Source organism: Roseimicrobium gellanilyticum (genome assembly GCF_003315205.1).
Classification (GTDB): domain Bacteria; phylum Verrucomicrobiota; class Verrucomicrobiia; order Verrucomicrobiales; family Verrucomicrobiaceae; genus Roseimicrobium; species Roseimicrobium gellanilyticum.
The window spans coordinates 275,160-292,629 of record NZ_QNRR01000005.1; the positions used below are offsets into that span (position 1 = coordinate 275,160).

The following is a 17,470-nucleotide window of genomic DNA, read 5'->3' on the forward strand; positions in this document are numbered from 1 at the left end:
GTAGGGCGTCGTCACGGATACTGCGGCTTTCCGATACGGGACGACTGTCTTGCGAGTTCCTTGATGTCTCTCAGAGGCGGAGCCCCAAACATACGGCCGTATTCGCGGCTGAACTGCGATGGGCTTTCATAGCCGACCTCGAAAGCGGCGGTAGAGGCATCGAGATGTTCATCAACCATGAGCAACCGGGCTCTGCTCAACCTCAGTTGCTTCTGGAACTGCAAAGGACTGAGTGAGGTCAAAGAGCGGAAGTGATGATGCAGTGTCGAAACGCTCATGCCTGCCAGACTGGCGAGGTCCTCCACTCTGAGGCGTTTGTTGAGGTTGCTTTTGATCCAGCCAATGGCCCGCGATATCTGATGCGTGGGACTGCCACCAACGGCAATCTGTCGAATCTTGGGCCCGCACTCGGACATCAGGAGCCGGAGATAGATTTCCCTCTGAATCAAAGGCGACAGCAACGGAATGAACTCGGGCTCTTCCAGCAATTCGAGCATCCTCATCACAGCGCTCAACAACTGCCTGGAGACTTCTCCCAATTCGATGACTTCACCCGCCATGCTGTTCTTGGCATGTGGCAACGAGCTTTCCATGACTAGCCGCGCAATCTCCATCCGGTCCAATGTGAGCACCATGCCCAGGTAGGGCTGCTTGGGGCTGGCCTCCAGGACTTCCGCGATCACTGGCAGGTCAACGGAGGTGACAAAAAAGCGGCTCCCGTCAAACGTGTGGCTTTGCTCTCCCAAGAGCACCTTTTTCGAGCCCTGGAAGATCATGCAGATGCTTGGTTCAAGCAGGTAGCCGGACGGGCTTGTCGGCCCGTCGAAGCGGTAGAATGTCAGATGAGGAATTCCGGTGTCGAATCTTCCCTGTCCGCGAATGCGATCCAGCAGGCGATCCACCAGCGACGTCTCCGACGTCCGTCTCGCCGGGGCGTGGCTGGTCGTATCGGGTGCCTTTGGTTTCCGCGTGCTCATGTCGTGATTACATGAACTTGAGGTCAGCCATCCGCACGTCAACCGGATTCCGGCGAGCCGGACAATTGGGCAAGAATCCGACAGGATCGGCCTACCCGTTTTCGAGTGCTGTCATGTAGGCTTCAAACCAACGAACCAAAGGAGAGTCGAATCATGAGCAGAATATCCAAGGAACGCCTGAACAAGGCCCTCGAACAACTCAAGGCCATCTCCCCAGAAGACCATGCCAAGGTCAAAGCGCTCGCCGGCATGGTCAAGATGCCACGGAGCTTCATCTTCAAGACCCCCGACGAATACGGTATCCAGGGCTGGAGCGAATTGTCCATCCCCTCGGACGACGGCACACCGCTCGAAGCCTGGTATATCCCGGCCAGGGGCGGCGAGAGCAACAAGCTCGTCATCTTCAACCACGCCCTCCCGATGTGCCGCGCCGGCTATCCCGGTCACATGGGCCCGCCGTGGAGCAATTTCATCGAGCCTGTGGAAATTGATTTCGTCATCCAGTACAAGCACCTCACGGATGCCGGCTACAACGTGCTGACCTATGACTTCCGCAACCATGGCGCAAGCGGGGCGGCCAACGGCGGAGTCTGCGGTGTGGGCCAATGGGAATGGCGCGACTGCGTGGGGGTCAAGAAGTACGTCGATGCCCACCCGCGCCTGAGCCAGATGAAGGTGGCGCTGTACAGTCAGTGCCTGGGCGGTGTCTCGCAATACGCGGCGATCACCAAGCGTCCAGAGCTGTTCGAGAACGTCCTGTGTCTCTGCAGCCCTCTGGTGCCCAACATGACGTCCGTATTCGAGAATCTCTCCGAGAAGCAGGGGATTGGGCAATATCAGGAATTGATCGACCTGGAGTTGTTGAAGCTTGGTGGATTTCCTGCGGCCGACATGTCTGGGGCGCTTTGGGCACCGAACGTCAAGCTGCCGATTCTGATGTGGCAGGTGCTCCAGGACGCGGTGATCAAGAATCCGGGCGACGCGCAGAGAACCTTCGACCTGCTGGCCAGCACGGACAAGGAACTGTACTGGATCGAGGGTACGACCAAGCGCTTCGAAGACGGCTACAACTGGTTCGGGAGATATCCCGAGAAGGTGCTGTCGTTCCTCGGCAAGTACATGAATTGAGCGGATTGGCCGGGCCGTGCACCTGGTAGCCAGAGGGGAGCCAACTCCAACGCTGCCTTCGGACAGCATCGTGGAGCTGGGGGTAACTCCGGCCGATGCTGCCTCGAAGCAGTGCAAACCGCCCGATTGCCCCCTGCTGGGCCTACTTTCTTGCAATGGACTGGGGTTTCAGGCCGATTACTCTTACCCCTGAATTCCCCCATGAATCGCCGCCGTTTCATTCTCCAATCCCTCGGTGCCACGCTCGCGTTGCCGGGTCTCACTTCGCTCAAGGCTGAAGCGGTGGGAGGCACGGCTGCTGTCCAACTGGCGAAAGGCGCGGGCATGGGTGCACGCCGGTTCGTGGCGATTGGCAACTTGCTCGGGTTTCAGGTGAAGCAGCTTTTCCCCACCACCACGGGCAATGCGTACGAGAAGACCACGTTGCTGGAGCCCGTTTGGGACAATCGCAGCCAGATGACGGTCTACCGTGGTCTGGATCACGGCGTGAAGGGCGGGCACTTCGCGGTGCACTCCTTCCTCTCGGGCGTGCTGAATTCCGAGGCGCAGAATCGCCCTGATGGCAATGTGACCATCGACCAGTACCTCGCGGAAGAGGTGGGCTTTGAGACACGCTTCCCCTCGCTGACCGTGGGCTCTGAAGGCGGCATCCATGGGGGCTGCCAGATCGCCTGGACGAAGTCGGGCGTGCGCGTGCCGCCTGTCACGAACCCGGCGGAACTGTTTGAGAAACTCTTTGTCAGCGAGTCGACGGAACGCCAAAACCGCCGCGTGCAGGAGAATCAGGTGCAGTCCTCCATTCTGGACTCCGTGCGAGAAGAGGCGAACCGCCTCTCCCGCCAGGTGAACAAGGAGGACAAGGACAAGCTCGACGAGTACCTCACCTCCGTGCGCGACGTGGAGAAGCGCCTCGAGCTCCGGAAGCGCTGGACCACCCAGCCCAAGCCCGCCGCGCCTTTTGACAAGCCGGCGAACCGCAACGCCGTGGAAGACCTGCCGCTGCTGTACGAGCTCATCGCGCTCGCGCTGCAGTCAGACAGCACGCGTATCGCTACGCTGGAAATCGGCGGCGACTTCATGCCGCAGCACCTGGGCATCAAGAAGGACTATCACGGCCTGTCGCACCACGGCAATGACCCGGAATCGATTGCTGCTCTCATCACGCTGGAGAAGTACCAGATCGAGCACTTCGGCAAATTCGTCACCCGCCTGTCCAAGTTGAACGACGGCGACCGCACCCTCCTGGACTCCACCACGGTGCTCTTTGGCAGCGGCATGGGCGATGGCAACTCGCACAAGAACTCGGACCTGCCCATCATCCTCGCGGGTGGTGGCTACAAGCATGGCGAGTACCGCCAGGTGTCGCGTGAAGGCCCCAACAAGGTGCCGCTCTGCAATCTCTTCGTGGATATCGCGCAAAAGATGGGCGTGGAAACCGACCGCTTCGGCAGCAGCACCGGCCGTTTCGCCTGATGCGCGTGCTTCATCACCTCTGCATCATCGCCGGTGTCTCGGCGATGTCGTTCTGCGGCGCCAGTGCGCAAGGGGACGCGAAGCCACCGGCTTCGTCTCCCGAACCGCAGCCGAAGATTCAGGCAAAACCGGAAGCCGCGGCGGCTGCGCCTGCACCTGCTCCCAAGCCTGCGGCCCCACTTCAGACTCCCACCGCCACCGCACCCACTCCTGCTGCGGCACCAGCGCCCAAGCCGCATGTCGCTTTGCCGGCACCACAGGAAGTAAATCACTTCTTGGGCAAGTATTGTCTGGAGTGCCATGACTCTGGCATGCAGAAGGGTGACCGGGAGTTTGAGACCTTTTCCTTGCCGTTGAAGTCTGTCGCCGACCTGATCTCGGCCAAGGACATCATCGACCAGATCACACTGAAAGAGATGCCGCCGAAGAAGGCGGACCAGCCTTCTGATGAGGAGCGGCTCGCGGTCTTGCGGGCGCTGCGCGAAGGCGTGGTGGCCGCACGCACCAAGCTGGACAGCTCTGGGTCCCGCACCGTGATGCGGCGGCTTTCCAGCCGTGAGTATGAGAACACTCTCGCGACGCTCTTTGGCCGGCGCGTGGACACCCTTGGACTGACCGCAGATTTCCCGAAGGAGAAGACCAGCCAGCACATCGATACCATTGGCAAGACGCTGGTGACTTCAGGCTTCCTCGTGGACCAGTACTTCCAGGCCGCGAACCGCCTGGTAGAGACCCGCATTGGCAAGCCTGTGACGGAGCCGCAGCAGTGGCGTTTCAATGGCCACTTCGTCCAGTACGAGGAACTACAGGGCTCGCACAAGGACGCCTTCAACTTTGGCTTCCTCAATCTCTACGAGCAGCCCAACACCGACACGCGTCAGGGCGGCTACGGGCACATTGAGGACTTCCTGAACGGCGTGCCGGTTTCCGGCATGTACGACATCGAAGTGGAGGCGCAGGCCAAGCACCGGGACACGCACTATGATCCCGCGATTTTTGGCATCGATTTTTCGGAGCCATTCATCCTCGGCATTGTGCCCGGAGATGTGACCAAGGGACACATTCACTATCCCCAGGCCATTGAGCCCGTGCTCGCGACGAAGACAGTGCCGGATGACAAACCGACGCGCCTCTATTTTCGAGTGTGGCTGGAGGCAGGGCAGACGCCACGGTTCATCTTCCCCAACGGCCCGTATGAATCCCGTGCCTCAGTGATCTCGATCAACCAGAAGTACAAAGACGAGTTCAAGGAAAAGATCCCCACCTCTCTTGTGGGCCGCGCCCATATCCTTCGCGAAGGCAAGCTGCCGCACATCCGCATCAGCGAGGTGAAGGTCAAGGGACCGGTGAAGGAGAAAGCTGGCAGCGTGGAGGAAGCCGCGGTCTTCGGCAGCGAAGGCTTCAAGGAAGACCGTGCGGTGGAGCAGCTTTTCGCCTTTGCAGAGAAGGCCTATCGTCGTCCCTTGACCGACAGTGACCGTCAGCCGCTGCGTGGACTCTATGAAAAGCGCGTGGGTGAAAAGGCCGCACCCCGACAGGCTGCACTGGACGTGGTGAAGCTCATCCTGTGCTCGCCCTCGTTTCTCTACCTCAGCGAGATTACCGATGAGTCGTCGAAGGCGCTGAATCCCTACGACCTCGCTTCCCGCCTTTCCTTTGCCCTGTGGGCCGCGCCTCCGGATCGCGCCTTGCTGGACGCTGCCAAATCGGGCCAGCTTACCCAGGATGAGGAGTTGAAAAAACAGATCCAGCGTATGCTGTCGGATGAGAAGAGCACAGGCTTCGTCAATGGCTTCCTCGATAGCTGGTTGAGCCTGCGCGACCTCGGCAGCCAGCCGCCGCCGCGTGAGACGAACCGTGCGTACTACGCGGAGGATCTGCCCGCCTCCATGAAGACGGAAGTCAGCCTCTTCTTCCGTGACCTGCTCAAGAATAATGGCTCGGCCAGCCAGTTTATCAGTTCGGACTACACCTTCGTGGATAAGAAGCTCGCCAAGCTCTACGACCTGCCCGAAGCGAAAACACTGCGCCTTGCCGATGGCTTCAGGAAGGTCAGCCTGCAAGGCAACAAGCGTCGCGGTGGTCTCATGGGCATGGCCGGCATCCTCACAGTAAGCGCCAATGGCGTGGAGACCTCGCCCGTCACGCGTGGTGTGTGGGTCAGTGAAAACATCCTTGGCATCCATCCACCGCCGCCACCGGATGAAGTGCCCGCCATTGAGCCTGACGTGTCCGGGGCAACGACCATCCGCGAGCGTCTGGCGAAGCACAGCACGGACAAGACGTGTGCGGAGTGCCATCACAAGATCGATCCGCTTGGCTTCAGCCTGGAGGCCTATGATCCCATCGGACACTGGCGCAGCACGTATCCCAAGCCGAAGAAGAAGGACGCCGTGGCGCCGCCCATTGATACTACCGGAGAGTTCCCTTCCGGCGAGACCTATACGGACGTCACGGGCTTCAAGAAGATCCTGCAGGAGACCCGGGAGGATCTCTTCATCCGCCATCTCATCGGTGAGATCCTCGCCTACAGCACTGGTCGCCTCATGGAATCCACGGATGACTTCGTGATCCAGGATATCCACGAAAAGGCCAAGAAGCAGGGCCTCGGCCTGCGCACCATTCTCGTGGAATGTCTGACGAGTGAGACCTTTCGCTCAAGGTAGGCAGGTGGGTCGGCGTCAGCCAATGTGAAGAAACGCTCATCTGACATAGGCGCGCGGCACCGTTAAAGTTTTTCATGAGTTTGGCTAAATACCTGGTGGTGCCTTTGGTGGCGGTTGTTGGAGTGGGCGCCTATATGTGGACCCAGGGTTATCGCGGACCTGATGGCGTGGTGGAGAAGTATCTGGAGAAGTTTGGTTTGAACAACTCCTCTTCTGCGAAGGAAAGTGCTCCTGCGCCGATCGATCCCCTTGGACCCACAGAAGGACGCTGGATGGTGGACGAGGTGACGCGGGACATTGCGGAAATCGTTCTGTTTGCCTCGGATTCCAACGCGGACTTCTCCCACGGAGTGGAACTTACCGTCCGTCGGAAAACGTATGGGGATGCCTACGAGGTTACTGCCACCGGACCCAAAGGGGCGGTCACCCAGACCGTTACGTTGAAGCACCACGTTTGGTCTCCAGCGGATCACCTTCCATGGGCCGCTGCGGTGCTCAAGGCATGGCTGTCCGAGCCGCCTCCCGACAGCAGCAGCGCTACCCCGGACGCGGATGGCGTCGCGCTGGCCATGCAACTGACGGATCCCACTTCGCCTGTCATCGCGAAAGAGGAGCGACGCGTTTCACGCCTGTTGACCAAGCGGCCTCTCGATCCTGAACTTCACGAGCAGGCAGCTCTGGTGATTGGCACCTTGGCGCTACGTGAGGCTGCGGGGGCATTCACGGATGTGCGCCCAGCACTGTGCCGGATGGCTGCCCATCTGACCCTGGCCCGGGCTCTCCGTCCTGAGCCGGGCACGTGCGGGAAGCTGGCGGAAGCGGTCCAACTCACTCTTGCGACCCGGCAGGCGGAGGCACTGGAGCGCGTTGCAAAACTGCCAGCGGGGCTCGATCCATGGGTTACCGCGCTCAAGATGCGAAACACCGGGGATTGGCGCATTTGCCAGAACCCCGAGAAGGCTACGTTTCTGGAGCAGCTCACGTGGGCGCGTGTCATCTCCCAGGCAGTGAGCCCTGCACCCCTGCAGGCGTTTCTCAGGAAACACCTGCCGCAGAACTCAGCGCCTGACTGGAGCCGCGCTACCATGAATACGGAATTTGGCGTGGAGCAGGGGCATGTCTTCGTCAAACCAAGCATGAGTCTCGAGGTCGCTGACTTTGGGGCCGCTTCGCAAGCTTGGGACGGTCGTGCTCCCAAAGGTGAAGAGCTCCTGTCATTTTTGAATGAACCGGTGACCCGTTCCGTCGCGAGATCCGCCAGCGGATACGAACTGACGGTACTGGGTTGGGGGCACATTGCTGCCTTTCACCAGCGACACATTTGCTGGGCACTGGATCGCACGGACCACTTTTTGCACAGCCTTTGGGGAGTGCCAGATCAGGCGATCGCTTTGGAGCAGGTCATCCACGCCCAGTTCTCCCATCTGCGCCTGTATCCTCTTTTGGTCCGGCGAATGATGAGTGGAGGCGCCGGGCAGTTCCTCCCCGAACCTGTCCTCGCAGATGCCATGCGCAAGGCCACAGCGTTGTGCAGGGAGCAACCGCATCTCGTTTCCTCGGCGAACTGGGCCCTCCTTGCTTCGAGCGCAAAACAGTTCATGCCCGAGCCTCCTCCACCGGCGCATGGTTGGTTCCAGCCGTCCATGCCTGAAGGCACGGCCTTCGATTTTGATCATCGCATGCAAGCGTTGCGTCTTCCAGCCCTACCACCCGGCGGGAAGGACTATCACAGCTTCTGGAAGCGGATGCTCACGCAGGCGCCTTATGACTATGACATTCTCCGCAGCCACATAGCCGGCAACCCCGGCACGCTGCCACCTTTTGAGCGTGACACACAGGCATTCAAGAGCGTCTCTGAATTCAATGTTCATGCCATGCGCAAGATTGCCTCGTGCGTGAGGAATGATCCCAAGGCCTTCGCGTCTGCCATGAATCTCGTGTGTGCGCTTGATCCGGACGAGTACCTCACGGTGGCGAAGATACTGGCTGATGCAGGCCACAAGGAGGAGGCGGCCGTCGCGTACCAGGCGGCGTTCGACAAGGCTTCTGACCGCGTTGCCATGTCCAACAGCTCAGACTGGATTGTGAACTACTACTTCGACCAGGGGCGCAAGGACGATGCTTTGAAGATCGCTGCGCATGCCGCGGAGGTCTATTCCGCACGTGGGTTGGAAACGGCGGCCAAGCTCATGGAGCGCATGGAAAAGTGGGAGGAAGCCCGAGCCTACTATGAGGCCAGCACGGAGCGCTACAATGCACCCGGTGGCCTTCTCCAGTTCGCGTCCCGGAGAAAGGAACACGATCCTGCGATGGCCCAACTGTATGAGCGGATGATGGGAGTTCAATTTCCCTCGGGCATGCGCAAAGTGACCATGGCAGACTTCAACACAGTACCGGAGAAGGGAGTTGCGTTCACCGGAGAGTCATACCATACCCGGCAGTGGAAGCTGAAGGTGGGGGACGTCATCGTGGCGCTCGACGGAGTGCTGGTGGAGACCTTCCCCCAGTATGACGTCGTCCGGTGCCTGCAACCGGGCAGCACGCCGCTGGCATTGATCATCTGGGATGGAACGCAATATCGCGAAGTCGCGGCTACGGTCCCAGACAGACGATTTGGATGCGGGATGAATAGCTACCGCAGGTAGTGACACCTGCGGCAGATGGACGGTGAATCCCCGCAGGAGACTTTCCCGCTCACTTGAACAGCCAGTCGAAGAGACCACGACGCCGCTGCGGCGGGGGTGGGGGAGGCGGCTGTGGCGTGCTGCGCTCGACGTACACCGGGCGTGGTGTGGGCTTCGGTCCTTCAATGACCACGGTCATGCCCTTGGTGATCATTTTGGTGAGCCGCACCACATCCCAGTTCGCCGTGCGCATGCAGCCGTGGCTGGCGCTGCGGCCGATGGTCTGTGGCTGATTCGTGCCGTGCACACCGATGCCGGGTTTGCTGAGTCCAATCCACATCACTCCCACGGGATTGTTCGGGCCGATTGGCAGGTTGTAGTAGTTCTCGCTGCGTACGCCGTAGTCCAAAACACTCTTGTCCCAGCGAAAGGTGGGCATCTGGGTGATGCCGACGATGCGCCAGGTGCCGGGTGGCGTTGCAAGATAGCCACTGCCAGGCGTGATGGGCAGGCTGGCGAGGATTTTCTCACCGTCGTAGAGGTCGAGAATCTTTTCGCGGGTATCGATTTTGATGACTCGCGCGAGGTAGTCGGGATTCTCCGGCAGGCTGGCGATGGGAGTAAGCTCTTCAATCAAGAAAGGCTCCACATTCGGCACGCGCACGGTGTCGCCCGGTTTGAGCCTGCTCATCTTCATCGGGAGATTGATGAACTCCAGCAGCTCTGGTGCGCAGTGGAAGCGCTCCGTGAGGAACTCCAGAAGCGAGTCGTATGGCAGGTACTTCTTCTTGCTCTGGGCGGAAGGCTGGCTGGGCAGATCCCCCACGAACTTCAGATCCTCCTCCTTGATGGTGTAGGTGGTGTAGAGCTGCGTGATGTTGGAGAGATCCAAGGTGTGTCCTTCCAGAGGCGTCTCGGCGAAGCCCTGCGCACGCTGATACCGATTCAGGGCCTTCGTGGTGAATTCACCCGGCCGGCCATCCAGTTTTCCGGGACCAAAAAGTTTTCCATCCAGGAAGATCTGAAGTCGCAGCACGGCATCGATGGGCTCCGGCGCCTTCGGCAGCGGGTCGGGGAGCATGGCAAAAGCCGTGGTCGTGGCAAAGACCAGAACTGCCGGGAGTACGAAGGAGATGCCTTTCATCGGGGACTTTTGTGCGGAGCGGAAACTTTGTGACACCGAGGAATTCCGTATGCAAAAAGTGCGCCCCACAGAGGTACGATTGCGAAAGCGCGTGTGGTCTTGTTTGCTATCACGAAGAGCGGGGATGCAGCGGCAAGCCTCCGTCCGTAATCTGCTCCGGGCAATTTGCGCTGGGCGACAAATTCTTTATTTAAGTTGTTGCTTAATTAAGTGGTGACTTCATTATATTGGCATGCTCGCTTTCACCGCGCTCGCAGATCCAACCCGGCGTCGCATTGTCGAGATGCTGGCGGAGGGGGAGCGCACCGCGGGTGAGATTGTGGCGCGGTTCGACATGACGGCTCCCGCCATCTCGCAGCATCTCAAGATGCTACGGGAGGCAGGCCTCGTGAACGTGCGCGCGGATGGCCAGCGCCGCATCCACTCGCTGGATCAGGGTGGATTCTCGGAAATGGAGGCGTGGATCGCAAAGACGAAGCGCTTCTGGGAAAACCGCCTGGATGTACTGGAGCAGACGCTCCGGGCTGAAGACGAAAAGAAGAAGAAACCCAGTGCGAAAAAGAAGTGAGCCCGCCTGGCTTTAGAACTCCCTACTCACCATGAAACAAGATCCCACCTATCCTTTCGTGCGCGTTGTCAGGCGCATTTCCTTCCCTGCCGAGCGCGTGTTTGATGCATGGCTTGATCCCCACCTTGCCTCGCAGTGGCTCTTTTCCACACCCTCCGGAACCATGGTGCGTGCAGAAGTGGACGCGCGGGTGGGGGGTAAGTTCACCTTCACAGACCGTCGTGATGGGGAGGATGTGGAGCATGCGGGTGAATATCTGGAGATCGATCGTCCGCGACGTCTTGTCTTCACCTTCGGTGTGCCGAAGTACTCCAAGGAATTCACGAAGGTGACAGTGGAGATTGTGCCCCAGGGAGACAGTTGTGAACTGACCCTGACACAGGATGTGCATCCCGACTGGGTGCATTTCGCCCCGCGTTCGCAAGATGGCTGGACTGTCATCGTCGAGGGGCTCGCCGCGAGCCTGGGAGAGCGTTATGCGGTGGTGAATCGACAGCCGGTGCAGCACATCGGTTCAGATGTGGCGCGTGTGGTGCGGTTGCTGCCCGGACCGGTGGAGCGTGTGTGGTCCTACCTGATGGAAGGTGACAAGCGCAAGACCTGGTTCACGGATGGCACCATTGAGCCGCGCCTCGGCGGTCGCGTGAATCTGCATTTCCGCCATGCGAATCTCTCGCCGGACGAAACACCTCCGGACAAATACCGCGCTGTGCATGACCCCGGAGTGACGATGGCTGGAGAAGTGGTCGCGTATGATCCTCCAAGAAAGCTTGGCATCACCTGGGAGGGCGAAAAGCCCGAAGAAACGTCTGAAGTGATCTTCGAGCTCGAACCTCAAGGCGACGACGTGCAACTGACGCTCACCCACCGGAAGCTCAATTCGGATGCGGAGCGCACCGACGTGAGTTCCGGCTGGCACCTGCACACCGCGATGCTCTTTGCACGCTTGTCCGGTTCCACGCCTTCTCCCTTGTGGGCAGCGCACAATCGCCTGGAGGCCTTTTATCAAAGGAAGCTGAAGGAGACTGTTGCTGCTGCCAGCTGAAGGTCATCACGCGCCACGCTCATGTCGCACAGCGCAAAATCTGCCGGCGATACGCCAGGGGTGTCTGCCCAGCGTGCCGCCGGAAGTGCTCTGTGAAAGAGCTCTGGTCGTAGAAGCCACATGCGGAGGCGATGTCTGACAGCGAGGCATCGCTTTCGCGAAGCGCCCGGCACGCTGCAAGCACCCGTGTCTTGATGAGAAACTCCTGCGGTGTAAGACGAAGGACGGCACGAAAGCGCCGTTGAAGCTGGCGGATGGAAAGCCCCGCCTGCCTGGCAAGCGCAGCGATGCTTACCTGTTTGCGGAAGTGCTGGCGGATGAATTTCACGGATGCTGCAATCTCACGCCAGGGGGTGTCAAAGCGGGCGTGCCCCTCATACTCCTGGATGACACCCATCACGCCGATGATGCGCCCACGGCGTGACCAGATGGGCAGCTTCGTCACCACGTACCAGTTCGGCACGCCCTGCGCATCCCACCATAGCTCGACGCGGTCGCTCATCGGCTCTCCGGTGGAGTAGATGCGGGCATCGTCGCTCACATAACTCTCCGCCATGCCGTGCGGATTGATGTCGAAGTCCGTGAGTCCCACCGTACTGGCATCATCACGAAGACCGTAACGTTCACGAATGCTGCGGCTCAGGAACATGATCTCACCGCGCTGGTTCTTCGCGAAAAAATGCAATCCCGGCAGGCTGTCGAAGAGCGTGTGGAAGAGGCTGGTGGGTGCAATCTCCTGCAGCCAGCTGTCCCGGCCATCGAGCTGACGCCGGAGTTCCGCCGCGGAGCGTGTCTTGCCGTGCAGGCTTCGACCGGGATTACGTGTCGCATTTGGCATAGGATCTGTCGTCGTCAGCCCATAATCAATCCTGCTGGCAACATGACGTCAACCGCGTCGTTCTAGCCATCCCGCAGCCTGTGTTCTCGAATAGAGAGCATGGGGTCCGCAGCCATCCAGCCCGCGCTGCCTCTTCCATGAAAATACGCTTCCTGATGTTCTTGGCCTTGCTGTTCACGTCCGTGGCGATCGTGGCAGAGACACCGACCTCCGGTCCGCTGGCCGCGGCACTGAAACCGCTGGTGGACGAAGGCAAGATCGCCGGCGCAGTCATGCTGGTGGCAGACAAGGACAAGGTGCTGGCGCTGGAGAGTGCGGGCTATGCCAGCCTCGCCACCAAGGAGCCGATGAAGAATGACGCGGTCTTCTGGATTGCCTCCATGACCAAGTCCGTGACTGGTGTGGCGGTGATGATGCTGGTGGATGAAGGCAAGATCAGCCTGGATGATCCGGTGGAGAAATACCTGCCAGAGTTCAAGGGACAACAAGTGCAGGAGCGCGAAGGTGGTCCGCTGCATCCGCCGAAGCATCCCATCACCATCCGGGAGGTGATGACCCACACCAGCGGCCTGCTCACGGCACGTGATCCACGATTGAAATACGTGCCGACCCTGGAGGAGAAGGTGAAGCAGAGTGCGCAGTTCCCACTGATTCGCGAACCGGGCACCAAGTTTGAGTACAACAACGTGGGCATCAATGCCGCAGGGCGCATCGTGGAAGTGGTGAGTGGGATGCCGTATCCCGAGTTTCTACAGCAGCGCCTCTTCACACCGCTCGGCATGAAGGACACCACCTTCTGGCCCACGGAGGAACAGGCATCACGCCTCGCTAGCTCTGTCCGCCTCAACAAAGATAAAACGGCGCTGGAGGATGTGAAGCTCGATGCGAACCTCCCGGCCGAGACGTTCGCGAAGCTTAGCAAAACGGCGACGGTGCCCAGGCGTGTGTTCGACAACTTCGGCGTCGGTAAATTCTCCGAGTATGCCAACAAATATGGCGAGCCTGCGGGCGGGCTTTTCTCCACTGCGACGGACATGGGACGTTTCTGCCAGATGTTGCTGAATGGCGGCACCTTTGATGGGAAGCGCTATCTCACCGAGAATGCGGTGAAGGCCATGAGCAGTGTGCAGTCAGGTGATGTGAAAGTGACTCCGGACACCGGCTACGGCATTGGATGGTATGCGAAGTTTGCGGGAGCAGAACCTCCCGGCATGGGCAGCTACACCCATCAAGGTGCGCGCAAGACGGTGATGTGGGTCGATCCGAAGAATGGCCTGGCAATGGTCGTGATGGTCCAGAATTTTGACATGGACCCTGATGCGCACAAACGCATGCATCAGAGCTTCCTCAAGGCGGCCACGGGAGTGATTGGAAAGAACAAGTGATCCCAGTATTTCATGAAAGTCTCACTCTCACGGACACTGATCCTCTACGTCTGCACGAGTTGGTGCTTGCTCAGCAGCCATTCATGGACGCAACAACCTGCTGCTACCGGGAAGAAACCCAACATCATTTTCATCCTCGCGGATGACCTTGGCTGGAGTGACACTGCTATCAATGGCACGACCACCTTTTTCGAAACGCCAAACATCCAGAAGTTGGCGGATCGTGGCATGACCTTTCGCCAGGCGTATGCGGCGAACCCGACATGCTCACCCACGCGTGCGAGCATTCTTACCGGGATGTATCCGGGGCGCATTGGCATCACTACGCCATCGTGCCATGAGCCTGACGTGCGACTGGAGGCCACGCTGAATCAGCGTTCCGCGCCGGACCAACCCTCTCTGAGTACGCAGACGGCGACGCGACTGAAGCAGGAGTATTTCACACTCGCAGAAGCGTTGAAGGAAAATGGCTATAAGACGGGTCACTTCGGCAAGTGGCATCTGGGATTGGAACCGTATGATCCAAAGCGTCAAGGTTTCGATGTGGACGTGCCGAACTGGTCTGGTCCCGGTCCTTCTGGATACCTTGCTCCGTGGAAAGGAAAGAACTTCAGCCTGCCCGCGAAGGAAGGTGAGCACGTGGAGGACCTGATGTCGCAAGAGGCCATCAAGTTCATGCGCGAGCACAAGGATGAGCCCTTCTATCTGAACTACTGGGCCTTCTCTGTACATTCCCCTTGGCAGGCGAAGCCGGACTTGGTGGAAAAGTATCGCCGCAAGTCTGACGCGAAAGCCCTGCAGCGTGAGCCTGTCTATGCCGCGATGGTGGAAAGTCTCGACGATGCCGTGGGCCGACTGCTGAATACGCTCGATGAGCTGAAGATCGCGGACCGGACCATCATCGTCTTCTTCTCAGATAATGGCGGAGTGAACTGGTTCGAGCCGAACATGAAGAAGAACTCGGGCATGGACTACGCGCCCACGAGCAATGCGCCTCTGCGTGGCGGCAAGGGCACGCTGTATGAAGGCGGTACGCGCGAGCCGTGCGTGGTGGTGTGGCCCGGCAAGACGCAAGCAGGCGCCAAGAGTGACGCCTTGCTGAGTAGCGTGGACTTCTATCCCACGCTGTTGGAGATGGCAGGTATTCCGGTGAAATCAGAAGTGAGGCTCGATGGCGTGAGCCAGGTGCCCGCGTTACTGGGGAAGAAGGGACCGAGAGACACCACCTTCTGCTACTTCCCGCACTACTCGCCTCCGGGCCACGTGGTGAAGACGGTGCCCGGTGCGTGGGTACGGCAGGGCGACTGGAAGCTCATTCGCCTCTTCAACGCCGCGCCGGATCAGAATGATCGCTACGAGCTTTACAATCTCAAGGATGATCCGGGTGAGGCGCGAGATCTCTCCGTAGATCTTTATGCCAAAGTGCAGGAGCTCGATGTTTTGTTGAGCAAGCATTTGCGCGAGACCAACGCGCTCGTGCCGGGGAAGAATCCGTACTACAACCCGGAATTGCCAGATCTCATTCCCGTGAAGGGTGCCACGCTCGCGAAGCGGAATGGCGTACTGGTAATCACGGCGGAAGGAAACCCAAGCTTCAGCACGACGGAGTTACCGTCCGGACAGGGGCCTTTCACGCTTGGCGTGCGCATCCGTGCCCATGGCAAAGGTGAAGGGCGCATCTTCTGGAACACCAGCAAGAAGGAACCGTACGCTCGGGAGCGATCGGCCTCATTCCCGTTGGAGCACGATGATGCCTGGCACAACTACGCGATTGCCATCCCCGCGGCTCAGCCCCTGTATTCCTTGCGTCTGGATGCGGGCACCGGAGCTGGCGAGACGCGCGTTGAGTTCCTGCGTTTGCGTGACAAGGGTGAGAAGCTCGTGCGTGAGTGGACCTTCAATGGGGATGACTATGTGACGGGCCCTGATTCGCGGAGGCAACCGGAGGTGCCTGTGGGGAAGCGTTTTCAGTTCACCTTTGATTCCTCAAAGATCTTCCCCGGCACTTCGCGCGGTATCACGGTCTATGTGCCGGCGCAGTATAAGGCAGATAAACCGGCGTGTGTGTATGTGGGGCTGGATGGCTTGGGTTTTGGCGTGCCGGAGGTGTTCGACAATCTCATTCATAGCGGAGAGATGCCGGTGACGATTGCCATCGGAGTGGCACCCGGCAGTGTGGCCTCGACGAAGGCGGGGCAGAATCCACGGTTCAATCGCAGCTATGAGTTTGATGGCATGAACGACAACTTTGCACGGTTCATCCTCGAAGAACTGCTGCCAGACATCGAGAAGCGTCAGACGCCAGATGGCCTGCCCATTCGCCTCTCAAAGGATCCCAATGATCGCTGCACCGGGGGTGGTAGCACAGGAGGTATCGGCGCCTTCACACTGGCATGGGAGCGGCCCGATGCGTTCCGTCGGGTGTTTTCATCCATTGGTACCTATGTGGGCATGCGTGGTGGTGATGGTTATCCCGTGCTGGTGCGCAAGACAGAGCCGAAGCCGATTCGCATCTTCATACAGGATGGCGAGCACGATCAATGGATGGGTGGCCCCGAGGTAGGGGACTGGTGGATGAGCAACCAGACCATGGAGCGCGCGCTGAAGTTCTCCGGCTATCAGGTGGAGCACGTGTGGGGCACGGGTCGACACAGCGGCAAACAGGCTGCGATGGAATTCCCAGATGCGATGCGTTGGTTGTGGAAAGGCTGGCCACAGCCGGTGACCAGCGGTACTTCGGACAATAAGGTGCTGCAGAGCATCCTGGCGCAAGGTGAGGAATGGAAGCCGGTGGCGGAGGTGGCGTCACCGGGTGGACCGCTTGCCACAGATGCACAGGGGAATGTGGCCTTTGTGAACACCAAAGAAAGTAAGCTGATGCAGGTGATCGCTGAAGGCGGCGTGCGCGAACTCGGCAGCACGAAGGCGGAGACGAGTTGTTTTGCCTTCGGTGCGGATGGCCGACTGCGCTTCGCCGATGCGAATGCCAAGAAGCTTATGGTTCGGGAGGCGGACGGAAAGGAAGCCGTGCTGGCGGAAGGGGTAGCTGCGACCAACTTCGTGGTCACGCATGATGGAAGAATCTATGCGACCGACGCGAAGGCAGGGACGCTCACGCTCATCAAGTCAGACGGTGCCAAGGTGGAACTCGACCACGGTCTGCGCCAACCATCTGCGGTCACGCTTTCGCCCGATGGTCTGTGGCTCGCGGTGGCGGAGGCCTCGACACCGTGGGGCGTGAGCTGTCGCATCCAGGAAGATGGATCGGTGCAGGAGAAGCAGCGCTACTACTGGTACCACATTCCGGATTGGGCGGCGGACAGTGGTGCGAAGCAGGCGGTGATGGATGCTGCGGGCCAGATGTACGTGGCCACGCGCATGGGCGTGGAAGTGTTCGACCGCAACGGTCGTGTGCGGGCCATCCTGCCGCTGCCAAATCGTGGTGAGGCGAGTGCGGTGGCGTTCGGTGGGAAGGACTTCAAGACACTTTACGTGATCGCCGGTGGCAAGCTGTGGGCGCGCACGATGAAGATGGCAGGTGTCCCTGCGTGGAGCGCTCCCGTGCAACTTCCGCCTTGGGGTGCGGGCTGATATCCACGGTTCAGTCCCCTCTCACACGTTC

General features: G+C 59.6%; 11 protein-coding genes. 8 read left to right on the top strand and 3 right to left on the bottom strand.

Going from position 1 to position 17,470, the window contains the following annotated elements; genetic code table 11:
- Positions 1–11: 11 nt before the first annotated feature.
- Complete coding sequence (locus DES53_RS15975; protein WP_113959285.1) at positions 12–977, bottom strand: AraC family transcriptional regulator; 966 nt, start codon at positions 975–977, stop codon at positions 12–14.
- Positions 978–1,130: 153 nt separating this feature from the next.
- Between DES53_RS15975 and DES53_RS15980 the strand changes: the two genes are divergently transcribed.
- The 4 genes from DES53_RS15980 to DES53_RS15995 all read left to right on the top strand — a co-directional run bounded on the left by DES53_RS15980 (position 1,131) and on the right by DES53_RS15995 (position 8,889).
- Complete coding sequence (locus DES53_RS15980; protein WP_113959286.1) at positions 1,131–2,105, top strand: alpha/beta hydrolase family protein; 975 nt, start codon at positions 1,131–1,133, stop codon at positions 2,103–2,105.
- A gap of 201 nt (positions 2,106–2,306) precedes the next feature.
- A complete protein-coding gene (locus tag DES53_RS15985; protein WP_113959287.1) occupies positions 2,307–3,578 on the top strand; it encodes a DUF1552 domain-containing protein in 1,272 nt (423 codons plus the stop codon).
- Between the two features lie 44 nt (positions 3,579–3,622).
- On the top strand, positions 3,623–6,244 hold the full coding sequence (locus DES53_RS15990) for a DUF1592 domain-containing protein (protein WP_211325581.1): 2,622 nt from the start codon (positions 3,623–3,625) through the stop codon (positions 6,242–6,244).
- Positions 6,245–6,318: 74 nt separating this feature from the next.
- Positions 6,319–8,889, top strand: a complete 2,571-nt coding sequence (locus tag DES53_RS15995) for a hypothetical protein (protein ID WP_147263438.1) — start codon at positions 6,319–6,321, stop codon at positions 8,887–8,889.
- Positions 8,890–8,938: 49 nt separating this feature from the next.
- Here DES53_RS15995 and DES53_RS16000 read toward each other — a convergent pair whose 3' ends face one another.
- Positions 8,939–10,012 (bottom strand): L,D-transpeptidase family protein, encoded by a 1,074-nt coding sequence (locus DES53_RS16000; RefSeq protein ID WP_113959289.1) that lies wholly within the window; start codon positions 10,010–10,012, stop codon positions 8,939–8,941.
- A gap of 232 nt (positions 10,013–10,244) precedes the next feature.
- On the opposite strand from DES53_RS16000, the gene DES53_RS16005 reads away from it, so the two are divergent.
- Positions 10,245–10,580 (top strand): metalloregulator ArsR/SmtB family transcription factor, encoded by a 336-nt coding sequence (locus DES53_RS16005; RefSeq protein WP_113959290.1) that lies wholly within the window; start codon positions 10,245–10,247, stop codon positions 10,578–10,580.
- 31 nt (positions 10,581–10,611) lie between these two features.
- A complete protein-coding gene (locus DES53_RS33520) occupies positions 10,612–11,625 on the top strand; it encodes an SRPBCC domain-containing protein (protein ID WP_211325569.1) in 1,014 nt (337 codons plus the stop codon).
- Positions 11,626–11,644: 19 nt separating this feature from the next.
- Here the strand turns inward: DES53_RS33520 and DES53_RS16020 are convergent, their stop codons facing one another.
- Positions 11,645–12,463 carry an AraC family transcriptional regulator gene (locus DES53_RS16020; protein ID WP_113959291.1) on the bottom strand — a complete coding sequence of 273 codons (819 nt, stop codon included), beginning with the start codon at positions 12,461–12,463 and terminating at the stop codon, positions 11,645–11,647.
- A 137-nt stretch (positions 12,464–12,600) separates the two neighbouring features.
- Here DES53_RS16020 and DES53_RS16025 point away from each other — a divergent pair, with 137 nt between their 5' ends.
- Both DES53_RS16025 and DES53_RS16030 read left to right on the top strand, forming a co-directional pair.
- Positions 12,601–13,848: a serine hydrolase domain-containing protein gene (locus tag DES53_RS16025; protein WP_113959292.1), complete on the top strand. Its 1,248-nt coding sequence runs from the start codon at positions 12,601–12,603 to the stop codon at positions 13,846–13,848.
- Positions 13,849–13,860: 12 nt separating this feature from the next.
- Positions 13,861–17,439: a sulfatase-like hydrolase/transferase gene (locus tag DES53_RS16030; protein ID WP_113959293.1), complete on the top strand. Its 3,579-nt coding sequence runs from the start codon at positions 13,861–13,863 to the stop codon at positions 17,437–17,439.
- Positions 17,440–17,470 lie beyond the last annotated feature (31 nt).